Genomic DNA, 26,231 nt, shown 5'->3' with positions numbered 1-26,231 from the left:
AAAATGGCGGAAATTTGTGCAGGCTGGATGAATGTATTATATGCAATGTTCAAACTAATACATAATTTATTGACAATATCGTACCCATCAATATCAGCACTAGGGTCAGCTTCAGCATATCCAATAGCTTGAGCATCACTTAAAGCATCACTGAATTTATCGCCAGTAGAGTGCATCTTGTCTAAAATGAAATTACTAGTTCCATTAAAAATACCCTCAATAGAAGAAATTTCATCAATACGCAGCGTTCTTTGCAAATTTTTAATCCAAGGAATGCCTCCACCGACACTAGATTCAAAGCTGAACTTAACATCATGTGCTGCGGCAGTTTTTAAAAATTCTTGCATGTATTGTGCAATTACCGCTTTATTAGCACTAACGACATGCTTTTTATTTTCTAATGCAGCTAGAATGTATTCATGAGCAGGGTGAATTCCTCCCATGGTTTCTACGACTAAATCAATGTCGGGATTATGTAAAATTTCATTAATGTTTGAGGTCATTTCAGGTAATGTTTTTTCTCTAGTATCACGAACGAATATTTTTGAAACGTTTAGATTATTTTCTTTTTGTTGTTTTTGATCTTGAATAATTTTGTAAACGCCGCTACCGACAGTACCGAATCCTAAAATTGCTATATTCATAATATTACCCTCTTTGTTCATTTTTAATAAACACTTGTTTTTATTTGATAAACACTTTATCATATATAAATAACATATGCAATAAATTTAGGAGGCGTACATATGCAAAATAAATACACAAGTACTAGAAATGATAAAGTAGCCATTGATGCTAAGGCGGCCATTTACAAGGGTTTTTCCGATGACAAAGGGTTATTTGTTTTACCGAACTTAAAGGATATAAAAATAAATATTGATAATTTACAAACACAAAGTTATGGAGAAATTGCTTACCAGATTTTAAAAGTTTTATTGCCAGACTTTTCAGCAGAAGAAATTAAAGCTAGTATTCAAGGTGCTTATCATGATAGTTTTGATGATGATAAAATTACGCCTTTAAAAAAAGTAGCGGATTTTCATATTTTAGAACTCTTTCATGGGCCAACTAGTGCTTTCAAAGATGTAGGCTTACAAATGCTGCCACAACTAATGAATCGAGTAATTAATGACGAAGAACGAGTTATGATATTAACAGCCACTAGTGGTGACACGGGGACTGCAGCTTTGAAAGGCTTCAAAGATATTAATAATGTTGGCATCTCTGTATTTTACCCAGAGAATGGGGTTAGTAATATTCAAGAAAAGCAAATGTATACTACTTTTGGTAAAAATACGAATGTCACGGCCATCAGTGGAAATTTTGATGATGCTCAAACAAACGTTAAAAAACTTTTTAACGATGAAACTTTAAAACAGGCAATCGGTAAAAATGTTAGCTTATCAAGTGCTAATTCTATAAATATTGGTCGATTAATTCCGCAAATTGTTTATTATTTCGATGCTTATAAACAGCTCTTACAAAATGGTGATATTAAAAACGGCCAAAAAGTTAACTTTACAGTTCCAACTGGAAACTTTGGTAATGTTTTAGCAGGCTACTATGCTAAGTTAATGGGTTTGCCAATTAATAAGCTAATCATTGCCTGCAATCAAAATAATGTAATTGCTGACTTCTTTAATCATGGAGTGTATGACCGTAATCGTGACTTTATTAAGACGCTGGCACCTAGTATGGACATTCAAATCTCCAGTAACTTTGAAAGATTACTTTATTACAAGAGCAATGGGAATGCCGACTATGTAAAATCAATTATGCAAAATTTAGAAACAACAGGAAGAATGCAAGTTGAACCGGACATTTTGGCTAGCATAAAAGATGATTTCTATTGTAATTATTGTAGTGATGAAGATATCAAAAAAGAAATTCGTACAGTTTTTGATCAATATGGATATTTAATGGACCCACATACGGCGGTTGGATATAAAGTAATGCGTGAATATCAAAAATCAGATGACCAGCATCTAAATATTTTACTTAGCACAGCTAGTCCATATAAATTTATTCAAGCAGTGTCAAAAGCTTTAGGCTTATCAGGTGGTTCTAGTGATCAAGAAAGTATTCAAAATATTCATGCAAAAACAGGTTTTCCAATACCTACAAACATTGAAAACTTATGGAAACAAACTAGTCAAAGACCATCCCATATTGCCGTTAAGGATATGAAAAAATATGTAGAAAACAACGTAAAGGAGCTATGGAAATGATTAAAATTACAGTTCCAGCTACCAGTGCTAATTTTGGCCCAGGCTTTGATTGCTTAGGCGTAGCGGTAAATTTATATAATACTTTTTACTTTAGTGATAATAACCAAGGTAAGTTATCAATTGAAGGCTGTCCTGTTGAGTTTCAAAACGAAAATAATTTAGTCTATCGAGCTTTTAAAATTGGTTGTGACTATTTAGGAAAACCGGTTCCTAACGTTCAAATTAAAATCGAAAATGGAATTCCAATTTCCAGAGGGTTAGGGAGTTCAGCAAGCTGTATTGTAGCTGGTATTCAAGCTGCTGATTGGTTTCAATCAGAAATTTCAAAAGACAAGTTATTGGCATTATCAATGAATTTGGAACCACACCCAGATAATTTAGCTCCGGCCATTTATGGTAAATTATGTTCAACTCATCAAATCGAGCAGGGTGACTCAAAAGTAATTCAGCATGCGATTAGTGAAAAATTTAAATTTACCGTGATTATTCCAGACTATCAGGTTAGTACAGCTAAGGCTCGTCAGATTTTGCCGGATAGTTTAAGGTATAGCGATATAACTTTACAGTTGAGTCGAGTTATTTTATTAATGCAATCATTGTCTAGTGGCAATTTAGTGGATTTAGATGAAGGCTTAAAGGATTTATTACATGAACCATATCGTTCGAAACTAATTCCAGATTATAAAGATGTTAAGAACTTAATATCACGATACGGTAGTAGTATGTACATTAGTGGTAGCGGTTCAACGATGATTTCTATTACTGATAATGATATAAATCGTGATAAAATTATTAATGAGTTATCCAGTATTTATCCTGATTGGCATATAAAACCTATTAGCATAAATAACACTGGAGTAAAAAGTGAGGTCGTTGAAAATAAATAAGTATTATATCGTTGACAGGTCTATCTTACCGGATTCATTTGAGAAGGTGATTGAGGCCAGAAAGCTAATAGATACGGGACAGGTAACACAGATTAGCGAAGCAACAAAAAAAGTAGGTATCAGCCGAGGCACCTACTATAAGTATAAAGATTTGGTATTTGATGGCAGTAATAATGACTGGGACCGTAAGGCGGTTATCTCATTTATGTTAGATAATGAAAAAGGGATGCTTTCTAAAGTTCTACATGAAATTTCTGAAATGAACGGCAGTATTTTAACCATTAATCAAAATATTCCCATTCATAATATTGCTAGTGTAGTGATTTCTTTAGATATTAGTCGTTTAAGTGGTGAGATTAATGATTTAATTGATAGTATAAAAACGATTCCTGGAGCTAGCATGGTTAAATTAGTGTCGTTAGATTAATAAAAACGTTTATTCTATTGAAAGTTTATAGAATGAACGTTTTTTGTTTATGGTAATATAAATTCATAAGGAGATGCATTAATATCAAAGATTTAAAGAATTATAAATCTATACTTTTATTTTCGATTTTAGTTTTTATTGCTTCTATAGCAACGAACATTCTCGTTTTGAATTTTGTTGCTAGTGTGAAAATACCTATTTTTTGGGCTGCTTATATGCAATCTTTTATTTTAATACTTGTTTATATTTTACTTAATAGAAAATTATCTAGGAAAAAAATAATGGTTAAGTCTACAATCCCAGTTAGATATAGAATTATACCTTATCTAACTTTGTTAATAGTTTCGTTGTACTTGTTAAGACCTAATAATCTGAATTCTTCCATTCAATTCAATCAAGTGTTTTGGTTAAATATAGCTAATTGCCTGGGTGCAGCTATATATGAGGAATATTTTGCTAGAGGCATTTTATTAAGAGCAATTTTGATTATAAATAAAGATTTAAAAAGAATAGGCATAATTATTTCTATTATTGTAGCAAGCTTTATTTTTTCTTGCTTTCATATAATCGAGGCATTAGAATCTAATTCTTGGACTGAAATGTTAGTTACATTTTTAGTCGGTATAATACTTGGCTCGATATATATTTCTATAGGCAGCATAATACCATGTATGTTTTTTCATTTTGTATATGATTTTACAGTATATTTTTTAAAATATAATTTATCAGGAATAACTACATTTGATTATACAATTATATGTATTTTAATTACTTCAATTATTATCACTCCTACCATTTATCATGGGTTATTAGATAAAAAATTTTATAGATAAAAACACCTGTTTGTATATTTACAAGCAGGTGTTTTTTGATTTAACTAATATATACCTTGCCCTAATAACAATGAAGGTAGATTTTGTGTTTTATCTTTAGCATATTTTTTTAGTTGTTGGTATGAATCTAGGGCAATTTTGTGATCAGATTCAGATTTAATATTATTAATTGTTTTATGAAGTTTTTCAAAACCTAATTTATCTAATTTTAGGTGGTTTTGTTGGTTAATCATATCCATTTCCATCTTAACAACAGGTTTAACATTTTTGTTATTAACATGTTTATTATATAGACCATTTAAATAATCAACACTTAGCTTATAATTATTATCTTTAGAAACTAGATTAATGTGTAGAGATGCTGTTGCACCAACGTTTTCAATTACATTTTTAACTTTAAAACTAGGGTTTTCCTTGCGTAATACTTTAAGTGCCTTGTTATCCAACTTCATATTTTTAAAATGAATATCATCTTTTTTAAATGATGAAATTTTGTAAACATATCCAGCTTTAGATAATCTGTTGGATAACTTTTTTAAAACGACTGACTTTTCTTGTTCATATTTAGTGTTATCAGCTTGAACAGGTTGTATTCCTGAAAAAATAGGACTAATTGCTAAAAGAGATATTACAGTGATACCAATTTTATTTAGTTTATTCATATTGTATTACTTCTTTCTATGTATTTTTATTTATCTACAACTCAATACTACTGCTTATAAAATGAGTTATCAATAAAACTATTGATTTTAATTAAAAATAAATTAGAATATAATTAAAATAAAGTTAAAAGGAGAAAGAAAATGAAAAAATTAAATTATAAATCAGATTATTATTTTACTGAGGTGGATTTAATTGTTAAACATAAGGAACGGCAAACTTTTTATCAGTGGGGTATATTTGTTTGAATATCCGACTTTAAACATTAATATTGGTGATGTGATAGGATTAATTGGTAACAATGGTTCAGGTAAAACTACTTTCATGAAAAATTTATTTAATAGTTTAAAAAATAAGGATGTAGTATCAAACTTTTCTGGAACAGTTGCTTTGGTTGAACAAATTCAACCCATTGTTGATACGGGTAGTGGGGGTGAAATTACCAAACGGGCAATTGTCAATGCATTGCATAAAAGCCCTGATTTGTTGATTTTAGATGAGCCATCTACAAATTTGGATGTTATTCAGCAAAAATGGCTTTTTCGACAAATCCAGCACTATTCAGGAACTGTTATTTTGATTACGCATGATGAAAATTTATTGAAGTTAACAAATCGTATTTGGTCCATTGAATATCGTAAATTGAACGATTTTAACGTTAATTATAAAAATTATGTTGAAATACAAAGTAAGAAAAATCAAAAATTACATTTAGCTTATCGAAGACAAAAACAGGAAATTGATAGATTAAAAAAACAGGTCATTAAACGTAAACAGACTGCTAATCGAATTAAGCATGGAAATGGTAAGAAAATTAGTTCTTCAGAATTTAAAAATGCTAAAACTCATCATGATTCTATGGAAAAGAAAATGCAGAAGAAGGCGTCTGCGTTAGAAAGCCGCATTAATAAGATTGATAAAATTACATTACCTAAGCAATCCAAACCGGTACGATTTGTAGACCCAAGTAGTAAATATTTGAGCAAAAAGACAGTTTTAAACATCGATAATTGTGATATTAAATTTAATGGTAGAACTTTAATAAACAATGTACATCTATTGTTAAAATATGGAGAACATATCTTTATTAAAGGTAATAACGGGGTGGGCAAAACTACTTTAATTAAAAACATTTTAGCTCACAAAGATACATTTATAAATAAGTCAGTTAAGGTTGGTTACTTTGATCAAATGAATCAGAACTTGGAAGCTAGCAAAACGGTCTGGCAAAATGCAATTTCAATTTCTAATCAAAATAATCAAGTTGTTCTTCATGTTTTATCTGCGTTAGGTCTATTAGAATTACAGCAAAAATTGGTTGCGAGTTTAAGTGGTGGGCAAAAAGTAAGGTTACAGTTAGCTAAGGTGTTATTAGGAAATCATCAGATTTTAATTTTAGATGAGCCAACTAATTACTTAGACTTAAGAGCTAATCAAGCATTAATTACTTTTTTAAATAATTACCCAGGGACCATTATTTTAGTTAGTCATGATGTGTCATTTACAAATCAAGTTAACGGTTATTTTTACACCATAGAAGATAATCATTTATTAAGTGAATTAGGTACACAAAAATTTAGTGATAGCAACCAAGAATTAATCTTAAACTTAAAGCATAAACTAGATTTAATGATGTTAGATGAAGGTGTGAACATTGATCAACTACGTAAAATTAAAGCACGTATAACCAGCTTAGAAAATAGTTGAATATTTTTTATATAAAGTTACGAAAAGCATTCTTTTTAAGAGTGCTTTTTGTTGTTGATTAGTTGAGTTTAATATGATAAAAATATTACTGTTATAATTTAGGAGGTTACATATGCAATTACGCAAAAATTTTTTAATTATTACTCTAGCTTTCATGCTTACATTATTTTTCAGCACTTCAGCAAATGCACAAACAACGCCGAAGGTAGATAGCCAATACTGGAATGCAAAATGGCGCCATGTTAAATTAACATCTCCATGGAAAATAAAACTATCGCAAAGATATCAGGACCCCAAAACAAAAGGCTGGGATCGTAGAACCATTAAAACTCGAATTTTACCTACTGGTAGTAAGGTTTATATTACTAAATATTTAGACCATATGACGGTTTCGATAACTAAACCCAATACAACCAAAGCACCTGCAGGATTAGGGAAGCAAAGTTGGCGATATTTATTTAAACGTAATCAAATGACTTTTAAACTATTGAATGATGAAAAATTTAACGGTTCAGTTAAGTTAGCTACTCAATATAAAAGTGCTAATTTCAGAGACTTCCCTAGAAATACCTGGTCTTTAGCAAATATTGAAAATTCTTACGATTATAGTATCCAGTGTTTTAAAGTATTATTTAAAAACCAGAGTGATTTAGTACAATATGAAAAATACGATGGTCAATATTCTGAGTTCTTGGAGGCAAGTGATGGCGATGTGAGTGACTCATCTGCCTCTGACTTGGAGTTTTTTAATAATGTAAAAAAGCAGCGTCAGTTATATTTATCTAAAGCAATTAAGCTGACTGATTCACAAAAGCAATACTTAGTTAAACCGGATAATAAAAATTCGGTTTACCAAATATACTATAACAATAAAATTTACTTTACTGATTTTTCTAACCTAAGGCCATATAATACTGTAGTTAACTGGTCAGATATTGATTCTAATCAATCACCTAATGACTATAAAAAGATAGTGCTTGCTTACGGAGATGAAATTTACTTATTTAAAGGTTTAAAATGGAATCAAACAAGTCAAGGCAAACAAATTACTTGGACATATGACGGTTACAAATGGGTTAAATAGTAACTAAAAAGCCACTCGAAAGAGTGGCTTTTATTTATTAGTATTTGTTATTAGCCTGGAATCTCACCTGTAAGTAATTGAACTAAACCATAAATTTCATCTGGAAAAGCCATTATTGCAGAATCGTTAACTTCCTCTGGTGTCATCTTATTACTGATTATAATTGATAATGCATTAGCAATTTGAACTGATTGAGAACCAAGAATAGTTGCTCCAACGATTTGATTTTCACTGTTTAAAACGATTTTTGCTTCAGAGGTGTTATCATTCAAAGGTTCAAATACTAATAGTCCATATTTAAATGATTTTATTGTATAATCATTGTTATCTTTGACATCATTAGGCTTTACACCAACTTGAGCTAAACGTGGTAATGAAAATAATGCTTCTACAATTGGTGGATATTTAATTGATGGATTATGGTTACTTAAAATGTCTTTAGCAATATAATTTGATTCATAAGTAGCAGTAGGAGTTAGTTTAGGCTGCTTTTTATCAATTGCATCACCACTTACAAAAATATTATATACACTAGTTCTTAAATGATTATTAACTTTAATTCCTTTAGGACTAGCTTCAATTCCTAGTTTATCCAATCCTAATTTTTCATAGTTAGCTACACGACCGGTTGCATCTAAAACATATTCAGTATTTATATTTAACTTTTCTTTGGTTTTAAGTATAAATCCATTATCAGATTTACTTACTGATTCAATATTTTGATTAAAATGAAATTCGATACCTCTATTTTTCATTCTACTAGTTAATTTATTTACAAATTCTGAATCAAAATTACGTAGTGGCTTATCGGAATGACCAATTACTTCAACTTTAGCACCAGCAGCATTAGCTAAATCTGCAAATTCATAAGCAATTACTCCAGTTCCTATAATGGTTATGTGCTTTGGCATATCAGGGATGCTTAGGAAATCACGACTTTCCTTCAAGTATTCTTTTCCATCAATGTTTAATTTGGATGCACGTAAACCGGTCCCAATTACAATGTAATCAGTCTCATAAGTGTCATTTTCTACCTCAATATGATGGGCGTCTTTAATAGTGCCCCACCCATTTATAATGTCAACGCCTAATTTAGGAAATGATTTACGGACCTCTTGGTGGTCAGGATTGGAATCTAACATTTTGTGTTTATGATTCATTAAAACTTTCCAATCAATTTGAACTTTACCTTTTAATGCATTATCACTATCTACTTGGTTGATAATATCAGCAGGTCGATCTAATAGAAATTTAGCGTTACATCCATAGTTTGTACAAGTTCCAAAAATCTTGTCGCCTTCAATTAATGCAACTTTTTTACCATTTTTAGCTAATTTTAAAGCACCATGCCAATTAGCGTGGCCACTACCTAAAAACATTACATCATATTTTTTATTCATAGTTAAGATTCCTTTCGTCTTGATTTTTATTAAGTGTTGAGCAGTATAACAATATTAATTTTAAAATGATATTATAATGCTTATGATTATTTTTATGACGTAAAAGTTTTGTTAGTGTTTTAAATTTAAATTATCAATTTAACGGTTACAAATGGGTTAAATAGTAACTAAAAAGCCACTTTTCTGAGTGGCTTTTTTTGTACATAAACATTGATATACAAACGATTATATTTATAAATATAATAATCATATTGAATTATTAAAAACATAGTTATATATTTACAAATATCGAACTAAATAACTTACATATTCCAAGCAAGGTGATGGTCGGATGAACAAAATTAAAAAAATTATTGCAAAAATAGGTGATTTTTTATTTACAGGAATAATTGAAATTATTTTTGATGTATTTGCTAGATTTATTGGAAATATTATTTTTAGGCTTTTGGTATTTATTGTATCTGCAGTTGTAGAATTTTTATAATAAATCGGGTGATTTTATGAAAAAATATGAAATATGGGATGTTGTGGATATTATTCTAAATATACTGGAAATTGTTTTTAATTTATTTACCTTTTAATCATAGTACTTGTATAAGATTTTCTTTATTTCAATCTAAATTCTTTAAATAGCGCCATATTAATGCCAAAATAGTACTCAGAATGTTTCATATCATATATTAGAAGGTGATCATAATTAAAAAGAACATAGCTATAGTTGGTGCTGGAATTGGTGGTTTGACCACAGCAATTTACTTACAACATGCTGGATACCAAGTTACAATTTTTGAAAAAAATCATCATGCCGGTGGCAAAATGGATTTAATTGAAAAAGATGGTTTTAAGTTCGATACAGGACCCACGATTGTCATGATGCCCCACGTTTATGATCAACCATTTAAAGATACCGGCGTTAATCCACGCGATTATTTTACGATGCAACGTGTCAATCCATTCATGGATATTAGGACTGGTAATCAAACGATTCCGCTATCTACGGATTTAGTCGACTTAACAAATGAGTTTGAAAGTGTCGATGAATCGCAAATGTTAGGTTTTTTGAAGTATTTAACTGATATTTATGAAAAATACTTAAATGCTAAAGATAATTTTATTTATAAGAGTTTTCGTTCACCTAAGGATTTTTTCAATCCTAAGACATTATGGCAAGCTTATAAATTGAAAACATTCTCTTCTTCATATGGTGCAATTCAAAAGTACATTTCAAATACTAACTTACAGTATTTGCTATCTTTTCAAACTTTGTACATAGGAATATCACCATTCAATGGTCCTTCCATCTACAACATTATTCCAATGATTGAGCTATTGTATGGAGTTTGGTTTATTCAGGGTGGCATGTCATCATATGCAACGGCATTATTAAAACGTTATCTAGAATTAGGTGGTCACGTTGAGTACGATAGTCCGGTCAGTCAAATTATAGTTAATGCTAAACGTGAGGCCCAAGGCGTTGTAATTAATGGAACAAAACATCAATTTGATGGAGTAGTTGCTAACGCTGATTTTCCATATGTAATGAATGATTTATTAGATGTTCCAGAAAAATATAAAGCTAAGTACACTAAGACTAAAGTCGACAATATGGATTATTCGATGTCTTGTTTTATGCTATATCTGGGAGTGGATAAAAAGTACGATGATTTGAGATTGCATACTATCAGAATGGCTCACGACTTTAGTAAAAACGTAGCGGAAATTGATAATGGGAAGCTACCAACTGATCCATCTTATTATATTTATAATCCTAGTGTTTTAGACGATTCATTCGCTCCCAAAGGCCAATCATCACTGTATATATTAGTACCAGTATCGAATTTGCAAAAATATGATAAATGGGATGATTACAACAGTGATAACTTTGAAGAGTTTATTATTAATAAAGTACAAAATGAGTTAGGGTTGCAAGACTTAGGTCGTCACATTGTTACTAAATGTCGCTTTACACCACGTACCTTTGAAAATAGGTATAATAGTAAATTTGGGACTGCTTTTGGCTTGAAACCAACTTTGATGCAAAGTAACTATTTTAGACCACATAACAAGGCTGGTAAAATTAAAAACCTTTACTTCACTGGCGCCAGCACTCATCCTGGAGCAGGTGTGCCAATTGTTGTAACTAGTGGATATTTAACAGCCAATGAGTTAAAAAAGGATTTGAAAGCGCATGAATAAAGCCGAAAAAATCTACAAATACACTGACGGGATGGAAGAAAGCAAAAAAGTTATTAAAGCAAATTCCACAACTTTTTACTATGCTTTTTCAAAATTGCCTGATTATCGTGCTAATAGTATTTTTGTTTTATATCATTTTTTAAGAGAACTAGATGACTGTGCTGACAATCGTCAAGCAGCTCGTTTTAATCAAATGCTAAATGCATGGGATAATATAAAAGCTAATTCTCCTGAAAATCAGCTCGGTCGGAATCTATGGAATGTTTTTGATGTTTTTAATTTGTCATTTTATGAAATGAATCAGATGATTGCGGGGCAAAAGGCTGATTTATACGGGGTTAAAATTAAAGACATGAATGATTTAAAACACTATAGTTATCAAGTTGCTGGCACTGTAGGTCAATTAATTATGCCGATTTTAACTAATCATGATGTCAGTGGTATTTATAGTCATATTAATAATATTGGAATTGCTATGCAAATTACTAATATTATTCGCGATGTTAAAGAAGATGCCCTAGCAGGTAGGTTGTATTTGCCACAAAAATTAATGGAAACTTTTCATGTTGAACGTAAGGATTTGATAAGAGACCATGCTAGTGATAACTTAAAATCGCTTTTAAAATATTTAGCTGACTATGCTAATAACTTATATAGTGATAAAAAAGTTGTTCTTAAGTCAATTGATAATCGAAATGCTAAGGTGGCAGTTGGGTTAGCAGTTGATGGATATCATAAAATTTTAACTAATATTATTAAGCAAAAATATGACGTTTTAGATAGTCGCGTGTATGTTAATAAGACTAGTAAATTAATCTTATACCTAAAAAATTCAATATTAGACTAAAAAAGCTTTAAGATCTAACATTTGTTAGACTTAAAGTTTTTTATTTATAAATCATTATAGCTTGGTATGGTAATAACGTGTTATTTCTTTTAGCAACATCAGAGTAGTTATTTAACTTTTCTAATCCTTCAAACGAATGTTTTAAAGTCTGTTCGGTATTACTCAAGTTAACTAATATGGTTATACAATGTTCAATATTAGTTAATTTATAAGCAATTACATCTTCAGGAACTTCTTTAATTTCTGTAAAAGTACCTTCAGTTATTAATTTACTTACTCCTTTTTCATGATGAACGCTAATCATTTTTCGATAAAAGTTTAGCACAGAGTTTTCAAGTGTATCTTCATTTTGTTCATCAATATTTTCGCGGTCATTTCCCATTTTTAACCAAGGGGTGTTTTCAGAAAATCCACCAAATTTAGAATCATCCCATTGCATTGGAGTTCGGGCGTTATCACGAGATTTTTGATTTACAATGTTTAAAGCTTTAGTTTTATCAATCCCATTTTCAATAGCTAAATGATAGTTATTAATTGAAGATATATCGTTAAAATCATTAATTGAATTGCGATGAAAGTTTTTTATGCCTAATTCCTGTCCCTGATAAATAAACGGTGTTCCAGGTAAGAAAAAGTACATCAAACCTAATGCTTGAGAAGATTTAGGATTTTGTTCATCCTTATTTTTAATTAACTTAGATAAAACACGTGGTTGATCATGATTTTCTAAGACATTTGCGTACCAACCATTAGCTTGCTTGATACTTTTTTGGCTGTTAAAGATCGTACGCTTTAAATCATCGATAGACCATTTTGGTTGACCACGGAACCATTCATCAACATCTTTTACATCAATGTTCATATAACTAAAATCAAATACCATTGAAAAGTAACCATTAGGACCAACAAATTTAGGTAAATCAGTTGCTTTTAATCCATAAGCTTCTCCAATAGTTACAGCGTTGTGCCTAGCGAAAGTGTTTGAATATAAGTCATCTAACAAATCGTTTACACCAGGACGATTTCGACCCTTTCGAACGACTGAACCTAACCCATCATCAGCATCTGGACTAATATTAGCCCAATCTAAATCCTTTTTTATGTGTGTGATAGCGTCAATTCGAAATCCACCAATTCCCTTATCTAACCACCAGTTAATCATTTTATAAATTTCACGACGTAGTTTTGGATTCTCCCAATTTAAATCGGGCTGTTGTTTAGCAAAGGTGTGAAAATAAAACGTTCCTGGCTCATTAGGCACTGGTTCCCAAGTTGAACCACCAAAAATAGAGCGCCAGTTATTAGGAGCCTTACCATCTTTAGTTTGCTTAAAGATATAGTAATCACGATATTTACTTTTAGGGTTAGAAATAGCTTCTTTAAACCATTTATGTTGATCCGAAGTGTGATTAACTACTAAATCCATAATTATATTTATGTTTAAACGTTTAGCTTTCAATAATAGTTCATCAAAATCTTCCATAGTACCAAATATGGGGTCAATTTTTTGATAGTCAGCAATGTCATATCCCATATCAATCATTGGTGATTTATAAATAGGTGATAACCAAATGTCATCAACATGTAAACTCTTGATATAATCTAATTTTGATATGATTCCTTGAAGGTCACCAATTCCATCGCCATTAGAATCTTTAAATGAACGTGGATAAATCTGATAAAATACATCATTTTTCCACCAATTTCTATTTTCCATGTTATCACCTTTATCGTTTTGTTTAACATTATCTTAACAGTATTTATATGTAGATTCATTTAAAATGTCTATAAATTATCCCGCAACACTTGAACTAGTTTCAATTGATTAGGCGTTAGAATGTGATTTTTACGATACGCTAAACTAGTTATGAACTCTGGTTGTTTAGCATCTGATATATGCAAGCATTTAAGATTATAGGATTTAGAATCGATAATTTTGGTAAAGAAGCCGATACCTAAATTTTGCTCGATTAATTTCATTAGAATGTGAATATCGTTAGATTTGAAAATAATATTAGCACGGAAATGATTTTGCTGAGTTAATTGATTAAATGCTTGATTATGAATAAAGTTTTGGTCAAAAAAGACAAATCTTTCATTACATAACTCATGAAAACTAACTTGTTTTCTTTTAGCTAGCTGATGTTTTTTAGATACATAAATACAAAATGGCTGCCGGTCAGTTTCGGTAGCAGTTAAATCGGTGTAATTAATGGGATTAATTGAGCCGAGTAGACTTAAATCAAGTTGTCCCTTCCTGAGGGAATCAGTTAAGCTCACTGAACCACCCTCTACAGTTGTTAAGCTTTTTAATAAATTAAGCTGGGCTAGTTTTGAACATACTTGGGTGAAATAATGATTTTCAATAATAGGGGGTAATCCTAACACTAATTTTTGATGTGTAATGTTATGTAATTCTTGTTGGGCGATGCTTAGTTCATTTAAAATAGTTTGACAATGTTTGAACAATTGCACACCGCTTGCAGTGGCTTCAATTGTATTATGTCTACGGTCACGAATAAATAATTTAGCGTTAAATTCATTTTCCAAACGTTTAATAGCCGTTGTAATAGTTGGTTGACTAACTTTAAACTTTGCTGCAACTTTTGAAAAGTTTTTTTGCTCAACTAAATTTTTAAAATACTCTAAATCTCTAATGTTCATCTTAAGCTCCTGATAATATTGTTATTTTAAACTAAGTATAAAATAATTTTATAGTCTTCAACAAGTTTGACTATAAGATTATATAAGCTTTACATTAATTACATAGACCAGTTGGAGGCTTTAATATAATGAACAAACATACTAGTGAAATTTTAAATAATCCATTTTTAAATAAGGGGACGGCTTTTACGGAAGCTGAACGTAAGCAGCTTGGCTTAGTGGGAACTCTGCCTAGTAAAGTACAAACACTAGAGGAACAATGTAATCAAACATATGCTCAATTTAAACGTAAAAGTACTAAACTAGAACAACGTATTTTTTTGATGAATATATTCAATGAAAATCGCACTTTGTTCTTTAGCTTAATGGATAAACATTTAGTTGAATTTATGCCCATTGTGTATGACCCTGTGGTCGCTGAATCAATTGAACAGTACAATGAAATTTTTTCAAATCCACAAAATGCCGCTTTTATTTCAATTGATCGACCCGATGACATTACTGAAACATTAGAAAATGCAGCTGATGGCCGTGACATTCGTTTAATCGTAGTGACTGATGCGGAAGGGATTCTAGGCATTGGTGACTGGGGCGTTAACGGTGTTGATATTGCTGTAGGTAAACTAATGGTATATACGGCAGCGGCTGGGGTAAACCCATCACAAGTATTACCAGTTAGTATCGATGCAGGTACTAACAACCAAAAATTATTGGATGACCCGCTGTATTTAGGTAATCGACATCAAAGGGTTTATGGAGATAAATATTATCAGGTAATTGATAAGTTTGTACAATCCACCCAGCAACTATTTCCAGATGCACTATTGCATTGGGAAGATTTAGGTCGCAGTAATGCTCAAGTTATTTTAGACAAATATAAGAATGACATTGCGACCTTTAATGATGATATTCAAGGTACTGGAATGGTAGTTTTAGCAGGTATTTTGGGTGCTTTGAATATTTCACATGCTAAACTGAATGACCAAAAAATATTAATCTTTGGTGCTGGAACTGCTGGCATGGGCATTGCCAATCAAATTATGGATGAATTAGTTCAAGCCGGTTTAACGCCTGATGAGGCTAAAACGCATTTCTATGCAGTTGATAAGCAAGGATTGTTATTTGATGATACTGACGATTTAACTCCCGCCCAAACCGCATTTACACATAAGCGAGCTGAATTTACTAATGCTGATGAATTGACTAATCTAGCCTCAATAGTAGAAACTGTGCATCCTACTATTATGATAGGAACTTCTACTCAACCGGGTGCATTTACCGAATCGATAGTTAAAACTATAGCGGCACATACCGAACGTCCAATCATTTTTCCATTGTCTAACCCAACTAAACTAGCTGAGGCTAAGGCTGAAGATTTAATTCGATGGACCGATGGTAAGGCATTAGTAGCAACTGGGATTCCAGTCGATGATGTTGAATATAAAGGCGTTAAATATCAAATTGGGCAGGGTAACAATGCTTTGATGTATCCCGGATTAGGGTTTGGATTAATTGCGGCAACTGCTAAAATTTTAAACGCGCAAACTTTATCTGCCGCTTGTCATGCGCTGGGAGGAATCGTTGATACTAGTAAGCCAGGAGCAGCGGTTTTACCACCTGTATCTAAAATTACGGAATTTTCACAAAAGATTGCTGAAGTAGTAGCGCAAAGTGTTGTTGATCAACATTTGAATAAGGAACCAATTAGGGATGTTAAACAAGTTATTGCTGATATGAAATGGTATCCCGAGTATTAAAAAATAATTTATAAAAAACCGTTTAGCTGTTTTTATTGCTAAACGGTTTTTTATTTATGAACTTATATTTTAGAATTTGTAATATATTAGTTTTCTGGTTTTAGAACATAGGTTCCGCTGTTTTTTTGAATAATATTTACATTCCAAAGGGAATTGAATTTTATAGAATTGTCATTAAAATAAACTATTAACTGAGCGCCATCATAGTTTATTACTTTATTTTTTCTATCAAATATTTTAACGAATAGGACGTTATTATATCTTGAATCATAAAAGTATGTCATTTCATCATCGTAATAAAAGATATAATTTTTTAAAATTGTTTTTTTCATAAGTTTTCCCCTTAAAAGAAAGATTCAATTTTATAAGTATACTCATCTAATTCGTAAATATTAACGCTTTGACTTGGGTGAAATGTTAGACGATTGTTATTTATATCTATAACAAGTTGAATTTCAGATCCATTAATGAATGCAATTTTATTATTATCACTATCTTCAAAGCAAAACATATTCCCATCGTCATATTTGAACTGATATTTATTGATTTTTGCCACTTTCATCGTACATTCTCCTTAGCATGAGCGAATTTCATACTCTAATTTTGATAATTTTGAAATTTTCAATTTTTGAAAATCTATATTTTCAGTAATAGTAAATAGCAATTGCTGGTCATTAAATGTAATTTTTACGAGTACATCAGAGTAATCTTCGTCTAGAAACAATAAAACACTCTTATCTTTGTTTGTTACGATAGGTGTTTTTAAATTATCATAATAAAAATCAAACTGATTGAATCTAATCGTATTTTTCATATTTCTTCTCCATCAAATATTTGCAATTACAGTGTAAACTTTAGAATTAATTCTTTGTAACGTTACACCATACCGAGGTCTAAATAATATTTTACCCTTATGAATACTTATATGAATTCTAACTTCATATTCGGAAGCAAAAAACGTTAAGCTATCTTCATTGATAAAATAATTTGAATATTGTGGATTATAATAAAATTTATAATTTTTAAAACAGACAAGTTTCATAAATACTCCTGTACTTATCATTTTTAGTTTCTTATTCTTAATGCATGAATTATATCAAATTAGTAATAATTAAGAAATAAATTGTATATACATTTAAACTATTACTGTACTACGTAAAGCCGTTAAGCTAATTATTTTTTAATGCTAAAAAAATAAATTTAAAAAAGATTCATAAAAAGCTTTCATTAAATTAAAATTAGAATATAATGATAATAATCTTAATTGTTAGGAGGAGATTATTATGAAACAAACTAGTAAATCAATTAATCTTTCACGATTTATTTCAGAAAAGATTAATCTTCCGACCGGCATTTACAGAGATGGACGCGGTAGTGTATTTGTGAAAACCAATGGTTACAGTGAATACTACAATCCACGTTCAACTTTTGTTGGAGATAGTCCAATCTAACGAGGTGTGACTCACTTTATAGCATGTCTGGAGATGGTTAATTATATTTTTAAAATTATATGAAATTAGTCGTTTACCTAACATTATTTATAGAAATCAAATTGTTGATTTCTATATTAAAAATTAAGCAAAGACGTTTATATTAAACCTCCCAAAGTTTCAAATATGTATTCATTTTTACACCAAAACCAATAAATCTATAACCTTAAAAATTACATTCAAAAAGACTAGCAATGCTTATAATTGCTAGTCTTTTTATTTATTATTTCCGAATAAAATCTTAAGTTTTTCTAAAGTCAAGTCTTGTTCATACAATATATGGGTGCTACAATTTTTAATTGCACAATATATATTGATTCAGAAAGAAGCGACTCCATTTGAAAAACAAAAAGATTCAGGTTATTAAACTGAATAACCAAAAAACACCATTTTACATATATAAATTAAATTATATTTTTGAACAATTAAACTTATCTCAAGACCATGTTGAAGCCATTTACAAAGCTATTTTTGAACAAGTTATTAATAATGAAATTAATGTTAAGACTATTCGTCGGATAATCGAAAACTATTTAACAGACAATAATTTATTAACAGCGCTATCACAATATCAAGCTGTTAAGAAGAAAGATGACAGTATCTGGGCCAAAGCTACTGACATTGAAGATAATATTAAACAATTGTTTGATCGTAACTCGCGTGTTGTCCATGAAAATGCTAACAAAGATAGCAAAGTTTTTAATACACAACGTGATTTACAAGCAGGGCGCTCTAGTAAGGCGATAGGACTAAAAATGTTGCCATCGTTAGTTGCCAAGGCACATTTGCGTGGTGATATTCATTGGCATGATTTGGATTATTCACCGGCTACACCTGAAACTAATTGCTGTTTAGTTGATTTTAAAAATATGCTGAATAATGGTTTCAAAATTGGAAATGCTCAAGTATCATCCCCTAAATCTATTCAAACGGCAACCGCTCAAGTTGCACAAATTATTGCTAATGTTGCCTCCTTGCAATACGGTGGAATTTCTTTCGACCGCGCTGATGAAGTTCTAGCACCATTTGCTAAGTTGAATTACGAGAAACACTTAGCTACTGCTAAACAGTGGATTCCAGAATCCAAACAAGCAGAATACGCATTAGACCGTACACGTAAAGATATTTACGATGCCATGCAAGCCCTTGAATATGAAATAAATACTTTATACTCATCACAAGGTCAAACTCCATTTACAACGGTGAGCTTCGGTTTAGGGACGAATTGGTTTGAAAAAGAAATTCAAAAAGACATCTTTAAGATTCGAATCAAAGGTTTGGGCGTAGAACGTCGTACTGCTATTTTTCCTAAATTAACTTTCGCTTTAAAGCGTGGTCTAAATTTAGCTCCTAGTGACCCTAATTATGATGTTAAGAAACTAGCGATTGATTGTGCTACTAAGCGTATGTATCCGGATATTTTGAATTACGATGTTTTATCAGACATCACAGGTAATTTTAAAGCACCTATGGGTTGTCGTTCATTTTTACCAAAATGGACTGATGAACAAGGGAATGAAGTTAATGCTGGTCGAATGAATTTAGGGGTAGTTACAGTTAATTTACCCAGAATTGCTTTATATGCCAAAGGTAATGTAGAACAGTTTTGGACGATTTTTAATGACAAAATGAATATTATCCATCAAGCTTTAGCATATCGAATTGAACGTTGTAAAGAAGCCAAACCATATAATGCGCCCTTACTTTATAAATATGGGGCATTTGGAAAACGTTTAAATGATGATGATAGTGTAGATGAATTATTTAAAAACGAACGTGCTACGGTATCAGTTGGATATATCGGCTTGTATGAAGTTGGAACTAGTTTCTTTGGTCCAGATTGGGAACACAATGAACAAGCACATGCCTTTACGGTTGAAATTGTTAAACGTTTAAATGAACTTTGTGCAGTTTGGTCAAAAGAAAGTGGTTATCACTATAGTTTATACTCAACCCCTGCCGAGTCATTAACGGATACTTTTTGCCAGGATGACATCAAAAAGTTTGGCAAAGTTACTGATATTACTGATAAAGAATACTATACCAATAGTTTTCATTATGATGTGCGTAAAAATCCGACTCCATTTGAAAAGTTATCGTTTGAAGAAGAATATCCACATTACGCTTCAGCTGGTTTTATTCATTATTGTGAGTATCCTAATTTGAAACAAAACCCTAAAGCATTAGAAGCAGTTTGGGATTGGGCTTATGACCATGTGGGATATTTAGGAACTAACACATCAATTGACCAATGTTTTAAATGCGGTTTCAAAGGTGATTTTAAACCTACTGCGCGTGGCTTTGAATGTCCACAATGTGGCAATCATAATCCTAAATATTGTGATGTGGTTAAAAGAACTTGTGGCTATCTAGGAAATCCACAAGCACGTCCAATGGTTCATGGTCGACATGAAGAAATTTCAGCACGAGTTAAAAATATGACAAAAGGGATGGTACAAAATGTCGCACAATATGAGAAAGCCAAACAATCCGACACCCAAAGAATGGATGGCTAAAGATTTAAGCTTACAGTATGTTGCTGATTATAAAGCTTTTAACTTTGTTGATGGTGAAGGAGTGCGTTGTAGCTTATATGTGAGCGGGTGTTTGTTCCATTGTCCTGGTTGTTATAACGTTGCTGCCCAAAATTTCCATTATGGTCAGCCATATACACAAGCATTAGAAGACCAAATCATTGAAGATATGCGTAAACCATATGTACAAGGCTTAACTTTGTTAGGCGGAGAACCTTTTTTAAATACACAAGTATGTATTAAATTGTGCCAAAGAGTTCGTAAAGAATTTGGACATGATAAAGATATTTGGTCTTGGACAGGTTATAAATGGGAAGAATTAATGCAAGAATCATATGATAAATTAAAACTTTTATCTTTAATTGATATTTTAGTAGATGGTCGATTTTTAGAAGATAAAAAAGATTTAACTTTACAATTTCGTGGTAGTTCCAATCAGCGTATTATCGAAGTTCCAGAATCACTACAACAAAATAAGGTGGTTATTTGGGATCGATTGGTACATTAGGATTAGGAGGAATGCTCATTGCTTAAAATTACAAATTTACATGTAAAAATAATTGAAACTAATCAAGAAGTTGTTAAGGGTTTAAATTTAGTAATCCCAGATGGTGAGATTCACGTTATTATGGGACCGAACGGAACGGGTAAATCAACTTTATCACAAACTATTATGAATTCTAATAAATATGAAATTACACAAGGTCAGATTAAATTTAATGGGACTGATTTAGCTGAACTATCAACTGATGAACGTGCTCGTTTAGGAATATTTTTAGCAATGCAGTATCCAACTGAAATTCCTGGGATTAAAAATGCTGACTTTATCCGCGCAGCTGTAAATGCTATGCGACCAAATGATGAACAACCAAGTGTCTTAGAATTTATGAAGTCTTTAGAACATGATATGGATGTATTGGATATTAAATCTGATTGCACCAGTCGCTACTTGAACGAAGGTTTTTCTGGTGGTGAAAAAAAACGAAACGAAATTCTACAAATGATGATGATTAAACCACAGTTAGCGATTCTGGATGAAATTGATTCAGGATTAGATATTGACGCCCTTAAAGTGGTTTCAAAGGGCATTAATACGATGCGTGGTGCTCATTTTAGTTCTTTGATAATTACTCACTATGATCGTATCTTAAGGTATGTTAAACCAGATGTAGTCCATGTGATGATGGATGGTAAAGTTGTGGCAAGTGGTGGGATGGATTTGGCTGAAAGCTTGGAAAAAGGTGGTTATGCACAATTGCGTGACAAGTTAGGCCTAGACATTAAGTTGGTGGATGAATAATGACCGAATTAACAATTGAACAATTTTCCAAAAGTCATGGTGAACCCGCCTGGCTGATGGCAAAACGTCAGGTAGCAAGTGAAATTTACCAATCGCTACCTTTAAATGCTCAACAACGACCATATCAAATTCCAAATCCTAAATTAAATGCTACTAACGTTAATTATGATAATTTAGCATCAACCAGCTTAAAAGCGAGTGGAGTTATTATGATGGATTTATTAGCTGCTGCTCAACAATACCCCACTTTTATCCAAGAAAATTTAATGGAAAAAGCCATTCCATGGCGTGAGAATGCTTTAAACGCACGCCATTTAGCTTATTTAAATTCAGGAGCATTTATTTTTATACCATCCAATGTAGTGTGTGAAGAACCAGTTAATCTTTCAACATTAATTAATCATCAGCAGGTTGAAAAACATTTATTAATTATTGTGGGGGCTAATGCAGAGGTAACCTTTACTTTTAACGACAAGACTAGTTCAAATACTAAAGATTGTTTAATGGTTGAGGTTTTACTAGGTGATAATGCGCATGTGAAATATTTTGATGATAGCAACGCCAACAGTGATTATCATCATCGGGTATTAAATGCTTACCTTGCGCGCAATGCTTCACTAAAAATCTTTGTGGGTATTTTTAATTCTAATAATACACTTTATGATAGTAGTTTTAACCTTGATGGTGAACAAAGTGAAGGCTATCTAAACGTTATTAGTTTAGGTGTTGATAGCCAACAACAAACTATTAATGCTGAAATTGTCAATAATGGTCGTAACACTCATGGTGAAATTCAAGAACGTGGAATTGTAGCTAATCAAGCTAAGACTAATTTTCATACTAATGGAGTTATTTCAAAAACTGGTTATGGGGCTTATTCCGACCAAGCTAGTCGTTTGTTAACTTTAGACAGCACTAGTCAAGGTCAAGTTGATCCGGTTTTACTAATTGATAATTACGATGTAGTGGCTGGACATGCAGCTAGCGTAGGGAAAGTGAATGCTGACCAATTGTATTATCTTAATAGTCGCGGAATTCCCCTACGCCAAGCAAAGTTGTTATTAACACGCGGCTTTTTATTACCATTAATCGATTCTTTTCCTAACAAGCAAATGCGACATCAAATGTTAGCTAAATTGGAGGCGCGTTTTAATGTTAAATGATGAGATTCGCAATGATTTCCCCTTTTTTAAGGATAACGATTTAATTTATTTAGATAACGCGGCTACTACCCAAAAGCCACAAATGGTCATTGACCGTTTAACTAATGATTATGTAAATAATAGCTTTAACGTCCACCGTAGTAATTATATGGCAGCTCAAAAGACTACCGATGCCTATGAAAACGTTCGACATGCGGTTGCTAAATTTATTGGAGCCCAAAATGATAAATCAATTGTATTCACTAATAGTACAACTGATGGAATTAATTTAGTTGCCAATGGTTACTTTATTAATCAGATTCAAGCTGGTGATGAAATAGTAGTTGCAATTAGTGAACATCATAGTAATTTATTGCCTTGGCAACGAATTGCTAAACAAAAGCAGGCGCATTTACGCTACATTGAAATAACAACTGATGGTCGATTAAACATAAATCAAGCTGCTGAAGTTATTAATGATAGCACTAAATTAGTGGCAGTCGCTGCAGTATCCAATGTTTTAGGAACACTTAATCCAATTGAACAATTAACTACGCTAGCGCATCAACACCATGCACAAATTTTAATTGATGCAGCACAATGGGCGCCCGAGATGCCTATTGATGTTAGTGAACTGAAACCAGATTGGTTAGTTTTTTCGGGGCATAAAATGTTAGCACCGACTGGAGTTGGAGTTTTGTATGGTAAACCAGATTTATTAGAACAAATTTTACCACCAGCAGTGGGTGGCGAAATGGTGTTAAGTGTTGATCGTGAACATTTTACGCAACAGCAAATTCCCATTCGGCTTGAAGCAGGTACTCCTAATGTGATGGGAGTGTTGGGTTTAGGCGCTGCGATTGAATATTTAAATTCGGTTGGAATGCAAAATGTACAAGAGCACTGTCAGATGCTGGGCCAAAAAATTTATAATCGTTTATCCAAATTAGATGATGTAACTGTATATGGTAGTACCATTCGTGATACTGGAATTGTAACTTTCAATATTAATGGTATTCATGCTCATGATGTAGCCTCAGCTCTTGATTTACGTGGAATTGCGGTGCGAGCCGGTTATCATTGTGCAGAACCATTAATCAAGGCTTTACATACCAATTCAACCGTGCGGGCCAGCACTTATTTTTATAACACTGAAAATGAAATTGATCGATTTATTGAAGCGATTAATTTAACAAAGGAGTTTTTTAATTCCTATGGACATTAATGAAATTTATCAACGAACAATTATGGACTATGCCATTAAAGCACATAACAATTCGCTCCTAAGTGGTTTAAACACTTATCAAATTAGTTTAAATAATCCCACTTGTGGCGATGAATTAACTTTAAGTGTATTAATATCGAATGACAAAGTATGTAAAATTGCTTATCAAGCGGATGGTTGTGTGATTTTCAAAGCGGCTACCGCAATGATGGATAAAATTTGTTTAGGCCGTTCAATATCAGAAATTAAGCGTTTAGAATACCAATTTTCTCAAATGATGATGCAAAAAGATATTGATGATATTGAAAACTTAGGCGATGCGATAGCTCTACAATCAGTCGTGAAACTACCAGTACGAATTAAGTGTGCGATGTTACCCTGGAAAGCCATTTATCAAGTTTTGAATGAAGGTGAAAACAATGCAAGATGACATTTTGAATAGTAATGACGAATATCAGTATGGATTCAAAGATAGTTATCAGCCAGTATATTCAACTGGGAAAGGTTTAAATGAAAAAATTGTGCGTGAAATTTCAGCTCATAAAAATGAGCCTAAATGGATGCTAGATTTACGTTTGAAAGCTTTTAAAATTTATCAAAAGTTACCGATGCCCAAATTTGGTCCAGATTTATCTAAATTAGATTTATCAAGTATCAATTATTTTCAACGGGCTACAGATCAAGTGGCACGTGATTGGGAAGATGTCCCTGATAGTATGAAACAAACTTTTGAAAAATTAGGAGTTCCAGAAGCTGAACGAAAGTATCTAGCTGGCGCAGAGGCTCAATATGAATCTGAAGCTGTATATGCTAGCTTAAAGCAAGAATATGCTAAGTTAGGGATTATTTTTTGCGATACGGACACTGCATTACAAAAATATCCAGAGCTTATTAAAGAATACTTTGGTAAATTAATCGGTCCAGAAAATAATAAATTTGCGGCTTTGAATACAGCCGTCTGGTCTGGGGGCGTTTTTTTATATGTGCCAAAAGGTGTTCATTGTAAAATTCCTATTCAAAGTTTTTTCAGAATTAATAACGGAAGTACCGGACAATTTGAACGAACAATTTTAGTAGTAGAAGCAGGGGCTAGTGTTAACTATGTCGAGGGATGTACGGCCCCTAATTATTCAGAAGATAGTTTGCATGCGGCGATTGTCGAAGTCTTTGTAAAAAAAGATGCCTTTGCACGTTATACCACGATTCAGAATTGGTCTGATAATGTTTACAGTCTAGAAACTAAACGCGCTTCAGCGGATGAAAATGCCACAATGGAGTGGGTTGATGGCAATTTGGGTTCTAAAGTTACGATGAAGTATCCTAGTGTGGATTTAAATGGTCCGCATGCAACTGGAATGATGTTATCAATAGCGTTTGCTAGTAATCATATTTATCAAGATACTGGTTGCATCATGCGACACAATGCACCGTTTACATCTTCAAATGTGATTTCTAAATCTATTTGTAAAAATGGTGGGGTTTGTAACTATCGTGGAAAGATTAGAATGCGTCCAAATAGTGAAGGCTCTAAGTCACATATTGAATGTGACACCATTATTATGGACGATGATTCTAAAAGCGATACTATTCCTACTAATATTATCCAAAATGGTGATACTACTTTGGAGCATGAAGCAAAAGTTTCTAAAATTTCAGAAGATGACTTGTATTACTTGATGAGTCGTGGGCTAACCGAAACGGAAGCGACTAAAATGATTATTATGGGCTTTATTGAACCATTTTCCAAACAATTGCCAATGGAATATGCAGTTGAATTAAATCGTTTGATTGATTACCAGATGGAAGATTCAGTCGGTTAATTTATTGAACATTCTAGTTATTGAACTAGG

At 31.9% G+C, this 26,231-nt stretch carries 26 protein-coding genes; 18 read left to right on the top strand and 8 right to left on the bottom strand.

Annotated elements, in window-relative coordinates:
- Positions 1-644 (bottom strand): homoserine dehydrogenase (locus FD06_RS07750; RefSeq protein WP_237757246.1); only part of this gene is annotated, 644 nt, incomplete at its 3' end.
- A gap of 102 nt (positions 645-746) precedes the next feature.
- On the opposite strand from FD06_RS07750, the gene thrC reads away from it, so the two are divergent.
- The 4 genes from thrC (at position 747) to FD06_RS06865 (ending at position 4,375) form a co-directional block, all read left to right on the top strand.
- Positions 747-2,228 (top strand): threonine synthase, encoded by a 1,482-nt coding sequence (gene thrC / locus FD06_RS06880; protein WP_056967010.1) that lies wholly within the window; start codon positions 747-749, stop codon positions 2,226-2,228.
- Positions 2,225-3,115, top strand: coding sequence for a homoserine kinase (gene thrB / locus FD06_RS06875; RefSeq protein WP_054658197.1), 891 nt, complete (start codon positions 2,225-2,227; stop codon positions 3,113-3,115). The genes thrC and thrB overlap by 4 nt, the downstream gene beginning before the upstream one ends.
- On the top strand, positions 3,108-3,542 hold the full coding sequence (locus tag FD06_RS06870) for an ACT domain-containing protein (RefSeq protein WP_054658195.1): 435 nt from the start codon (positions 3,108-3,110) through the stop codon (positions 3,540-3,542). Before thrB ends, FD06_RS06870 begins: the two co-directional genes overlap by 8 nt.
- 167 nt (positions 3,543-3,709) lie before the next feature.
- Positions 3,710-4,375, top strand: a complete 666-nt coding sequence (locus tag FD06_RS06865) for a CPBP family intramembrane glutamic endopeptidase (protein ID WP_056967008.1) — start codon at positions 3,710-3,712, stop codon at positions 4,373-4,375.
- Positions 4,376-4,419: 44 nt separating this feature from the next.
- Here the strand turns inward: FD06_RS06865 and FD06_RS06860 are convergent, their stop codons facing one another.
- On the bottom strand, positions 4,420-5,037 hold the full coding sequence (locus tag FD06_RS06860; RefSeq protein ID WP_056967006.1) for a hypothetical protein: 618 nt from the start codon (positions 5,035-5,037) through the stop codon (positions 4,420-4,422).
- 193 nt (positions 5,038-5,230) lie between these two features.
- Here FD06_RS06860 and FD06_RS06855 point away from each other — a divergent pair, with 193 nt between their 5' ends.
- Positions 5,231-6,742: an ATP-binding cassette domain-containing protein gene (locus tag FD06_RS06855; RefSeq protein ID WP_156403111.1), complete on the top strand. Its 1,512-nt coding sequence runs from the start codon at positions 5,231-5,233 to the stop codon at positions 6,740-6,742.
- Between the two features lie 112 nt (positions 6,743-6,854).
- Positions 6,855-7,826, top strand: a complete 972-nt coding sequence (locus tag FD06_RS06850) for a hypothetical protein (RefSeq protein ID WP_056967002.1) — start codon at positions 6,855-6,857, stop codon at positions 7,824-7,826.
- A gap of 50 nt (positions 7,827-7,876) precedes the next feature.
- On the opposite strand, the gene FD06_RS06845 is transcribed toward FD06_RS06850, so the two are convergent.
- Positions 7,877-9,226, bottom strand: coding sequence for a dihydrolipoyl dehydrogenase family protein (locus FD06_RS06845; RefSeq protein WP_056967000.1), 1,350 nt, complete (start codon positions 9,224-9,226; stop codon positions 7,877-7,879).
- Positions 9,227-9,557: 331 nt separating this feature from the next.
- Here FD06_RS06845 and FD06_RS07615 point away from each other — a divergent pair, with 331 nt between their 5' ends.
- The 3 genes from FD06_RS07615 to FD06_RS06835 all read left to right on the top strand — a co-directional run bounded on the left by FD06_RS07615 (position 9,558) and on the right by FD06_RS06835 (position 12,269).
- The gene (locus FD06_RS07615) at positions 9,558-9,710 is read left to right on the top strand and encodes a hypothetical protein (RefSeq protein ID WP_156403110.1); all 153 of its coding nucleotides are present in this window, start codon (positions 9,558-9,560) and stop codon (positions 9,708-9,710) included.
- Between the two features lie 203 nt (positions 9,711-9,913).
- A complete protein-coding gene (locus tag FD06_RS06840; RefSeq protein WP_237757245.1) occupies positions 9,914-11,422 on the top strand; it encodes a phytoene desaturase family protein in 1,509 nt (502 codons plus the stop codon).
- Positions 11,415-12,269, top strand: a complete 855-nt coding sequence (locus FD06_RS06835; protein ID WP_056966998.1) for a phytoene/squalene synthase family protein — start codon at positions 11,415-11,417, stop codon at positions 12,267-12,269. Before FD06_RS06840 ends, FD06_RS06835 begins: the two co-directional genes overlap by 8 nt.
- 40 nt (positions 12,270-12,309) lie before the next feature.
- On the opposite strand, the gene FD06_RS06830 is transcribed toward FD06_RS06835, so the two are convergent.
- Entirely contained in the window at positions 12,310-13,986 is a 1,677-nt protein-coding gene (locus FD06_RS06830) for an alpha-glucosidase (RefSeq protein WP_056966996.1), read from the bottom strand.
- A 68-nt stretch (positions 13,987-14,054) separates the two neighbouring features.
- Positions 14,055-14,933, bottom strand: a complete 879-nt coding sequence (locus FD06_RS06825) for a LysR family transcriptional regulator (RefSeq protein WP_056966994.1) — start codon at positions 14,931-14,933, stop codon at positions 14,055-14,057.
- 128 nt (positions 14,934-15,061) lie between these two features.
- On the opposite strand from FD06_RS06825, the gene FD06_RS06820 reads away from it, so the two are divergent.
- Entirely contained in the window at positions 15,062-16,690 is a 1,629-nt protein-coding gene (locus FD06_RS06820; protein ID WP_056966992.1) for a malolactic enzyme, read from the top strand.
- 86 nt (positions 16,691-16,776) lie between these two features.
- On the opposite strand, the gene FD06_RS06815 is transcribed toward FD06_RS06820, so the two are convergent.
- From FD06_RS06815 to FD06_RS06805, 3 genes are read right to left on the bottom strand one after another with little or no spacing between them, the layout of a single operon-like run.
- Entirely contained in the window at positions 16,777-17,022 is a 246-nt protein-coding gene (locus FD06_RS06815) for a hypothetical protein (protein ID WP_056966990.1), read from the bottom strand.
- An 11-nt stretch (positions 17,023-17,033) separates the two neighbouring features.
- Positions 17,034-17,252: a hypothetical protein gene (locus FD06_RS06810; RefSeq protein WP_054658153.1), complete on the bottom strand. Its 219-nt coding sequence runs from the start codon at positions 17,250-17,252 to the stop codon at positions 17,034-17,036.
- 12 nt (positions 17,253-17,264) lie between these two features.
- The gene (locus FD06_RS06805) at positions 17,265-17,504 is read right to left on the bottom strand and encodes a hypothetical protein (RefSeq protein ID WP_054658151.1); all 240 of its coding nucleotides are present in this window, start codon (positions 17,502-17,504) and stop codon (positions 17,265-17,267) included.
- Between the two features lie 469 nt (positions 17,505-17,973).
- On the opposite strand from FD06_RS06805, the gene FD06_RS07610 reads away from it, so the two are divergent.
- From FD06_RS07610 to sufB, 8 genes are all read left to right on the top strand, one after another.
- Positions 17,974-18,141, top strand: a complete 168-nt coding sequence (locus tag FD06_RS07610; protein WP_156403109.1) for a hypothetical protein — start codon at positions 17,974-17,976, stop codon at positions 18,139-18,141.
- Positions 18,142-18,518: 377 nt separating this feature from the next.
- Positions 18,519-20,696 (top strand): anaerobic ribonucleoside-triphosphate reductase, encoded by a 2,178-nt coding sequence (gene nrdD, locus FD06_RS06795; RefSeq protein WP_056966987.1) that lies wholly within the window; start codon positions 18,519-18,521, stop codon positions 20,694-20,696.
- On the top strand, positions 20,641-21,222 hold the full coding sequence (gene nrdG / locus FD06_RS06790) for an anaerobic ribonucleoside-triphosphate reductase activating protein (protein ID WP_056966985.1): 582 nt from the start codon (positions 20,641-20,643) through the stop codon (positions 21,220-21,222). The genes nrdD and nrdG overlap by 56 nt, the downstream gene beginning before the upstream one ends.
- Positions 21,223-21,240: 18 nt before the next feature.
- Positions 21,241-22,014: a Fe-S cluster assembly ATPase SufC gene (gene sufC, locus FD06_RS06785; protein WP_054658149.1), complete on the top strand. Its 774-nt coding sequence runs from the start codon at positions 21,241-21,243 to the stop codon at positions 22,012-22,014.
- On the top strand, positions 22,014-23,177 hold the full coding sequence (locus FD06_RS06780) for a SufD family Fe-S cluster assembly protein (RefSeq protein WP_054658147.1): 1,164 nt from the start codon (positions 22,014-22,016) through the stop codon (positions 23,175-23,177). The genes sufC and FD06_RS06780 overlap by 1 nt, the downstream gene beginning before the upstream one ends.
- Positions 23,167-24,381, top strand: a complete 1,215-nt coding sequence (locus FD06_RS06775) for an aminotransferase class V-fold PLP-dependent enzyme (RefSeq protein WP_056966982.1) — start codon at positions 23,167-23,169, stop codon at positions 24,379-24,381. The genes FD06_RS06780 and FD06_RS06775 overlap by 11 nt, the downstream gene beginning before the upstream one ends.
- Complete coding sequence (gene sufU / locus FD06_RS06770; protein ID WP_056966980.1) at positions 24,371-24,811, top strand: Fe-S cluster assembly sulfur transfer protein SufU; 441 nt, start codon at positions 24,371-24,373, stop codon at positions 24,809-24,811. The genes FD06_RS06775 and sufU overlap by 11 nt, the downstream gene beginning before the upstream one ends.
- A complete protein-coding gene (sufB, locus tag FD06_RS06765; protein ID WP_056966978.1) occupies positions 24,801-26,201 on the top strand; it encodes a Fe-S cluster assembly protein SufB in 1,401 nt (466 codons plus the stop codon). Before sufU ends, sufB begins: the two co-directional genes overlap by 11 nt.
- Positions 26,202-26,231 lie beyond the last annotated feature (30 nt).

The organism is Apilactobacillus ozensis DSM 23829 = JCM 17196 (assembly GCF_001435995.1).
Lineage (GTDB): Bacteria > Bacillota > Bacilli > Lactobacillales > Lactobacillaceae > Apilactobacillus > Apilactobacillus ozensis.
The sequence above is the reverse complement of the archived record's forward strand: the minus strand, read 5'-3'. Positions and strand labels throughout refer to the sequence as shown.

What these genes read in the sequence shown, in the direction of transcription:
- thrC (WP_056967010.1), top strand. Translation starts at nt 747, where the DNA reads ATGCAAAATAAATACACAAGTACTAGAAATGATAAAGTAGCCATTGAT.
- thrB (WP_054658197.1), top strand. Translation starts at nt 2,225, where the DNA reads ATGATTAAAATTACAGTTCCAGCTACCAGTGCTAATTTTGGCCCAGGC.
- FD06_RS06860 (WP_056967006.1), bottom strand. Translation starts at nt 5,037, where the DNA reads ATGAATAAACTAAATAAAATTGGTATCACTGTAATATCTCTTTTAGCA.
- FD06_RS06850 (WP_056967002.1), top strand. Translation starts at nt 6,855, where the DNA reads ATGCAATTACGCAAAAATTTTTTAATTATTACTCTAGCTTTCATGCTT.
- FD06_RS06845 (WP_056967000.1), bottom strand. Translation starts at nt 9,226, where the DNA reads ATGAATAAAAAATATGATGTAATGTTTTTAGGTAGTGGCCACGCTAAT.
- FD06_RS07615 (WP_156403110.1), top strand. Translation starts at nt 9,558, where the DNA reads ATGAACAAAATTAAAAAAATTATTGCAAAAATAGGTGATTTTTTATTT.
- FD06_RS06835 (WP_056966998.1), top strand. Translation starts at nt 11,415, where the DNA reads ATGAATAAAGCCGAAAAAATCTACAAATACACTGACGGGATGGAAGAA.
- FD06_RS06830 (WP_056966996.1), bottom strand. Translation starts at nt 13,986, where the DNA reads ATGGAAAATAGAAATTGGTGGAAAAATGATGTATTTTATCAGATTTAT.
- FD06_RS06825 (WP_056966994.1), bottom strand. Translation starts at nt 14,933, where the DNA reads ATGAACATTAGAGATTTAGAGTATTTTAAAAATTTAGTTGAGCAAAAA.
- FD06_RS06820 (WP_056966992.1), top strand. Translation starts at nt 15,062, where the DNA reads ATGAACAAACATACTAGTGAAATTTTAAATAATCCATTTTTAAATAAG.
- FD06_RS06815 (WP_056966990.1), bottom strand. Translation starts at nt 17,022, where the DNA reads ATGAAAAAAACAATTTTAAAAAATTATATCTTTTATTACGATGATGAA.
- FD06_RS06810 (WP_054658153.1), bottom strand. Translation starts at nt 17,252, where the DNA reads ATGAAAGTGGCAAAAATCAATAAATATCAGTTCAAATATGACGATGGG.
- FD06_RS06805 (WP_054658151.1), bottom strand. Translation starts at nt 17,504, where the DNA reads ATGAAAAATACGATTAGATTCAATCAGTTTGATTTTTATTATGATAAT.
- FD06_RS07610 (WP_156403109.1), top strand. Translation starts at nt 17,974, where the DNA reads ATGAAACAAACTAGTAAATCAATTAATCTTTCACGATTTATTTCAGAA.
- nrdG (WP_056966985.1), top strand. Translation starts at nt 20,641, where the DNA reads ATGTCGCACAATATGAGAAAGCCAAACAATCCGACACCCAAAGAATGG.
- FD06_RS06780 (WP_054658147.1), top strand. Translation starts at nt 22,014, where the DNA reads ATGACCGAATTAACAATTGAACAATTTTCCAAAAGTCATGGTGAACCC.
- FD06_RS06775 (WP_056966982.1), top strand. Translation starts at nt 23,167, where the DNA reads ATGTTAAATGATGAGATTCGCAATGATTTCCCCTTTTTTAAGGATAAC.
- sufU (WP_056966980.1), top strand. Translation starts at nt 24,371, where the DNA reads ATGGACATTAATGAAATTTATCAACGAACAATTATGGACTATGCCATT.
- sufB (WP_056966978.1), top strand. Translation starts at nt 24,801, where the DNA reads ATGCAAGATGACATTTTGAATAGTAATGACGAATATCAGTATGGATTC.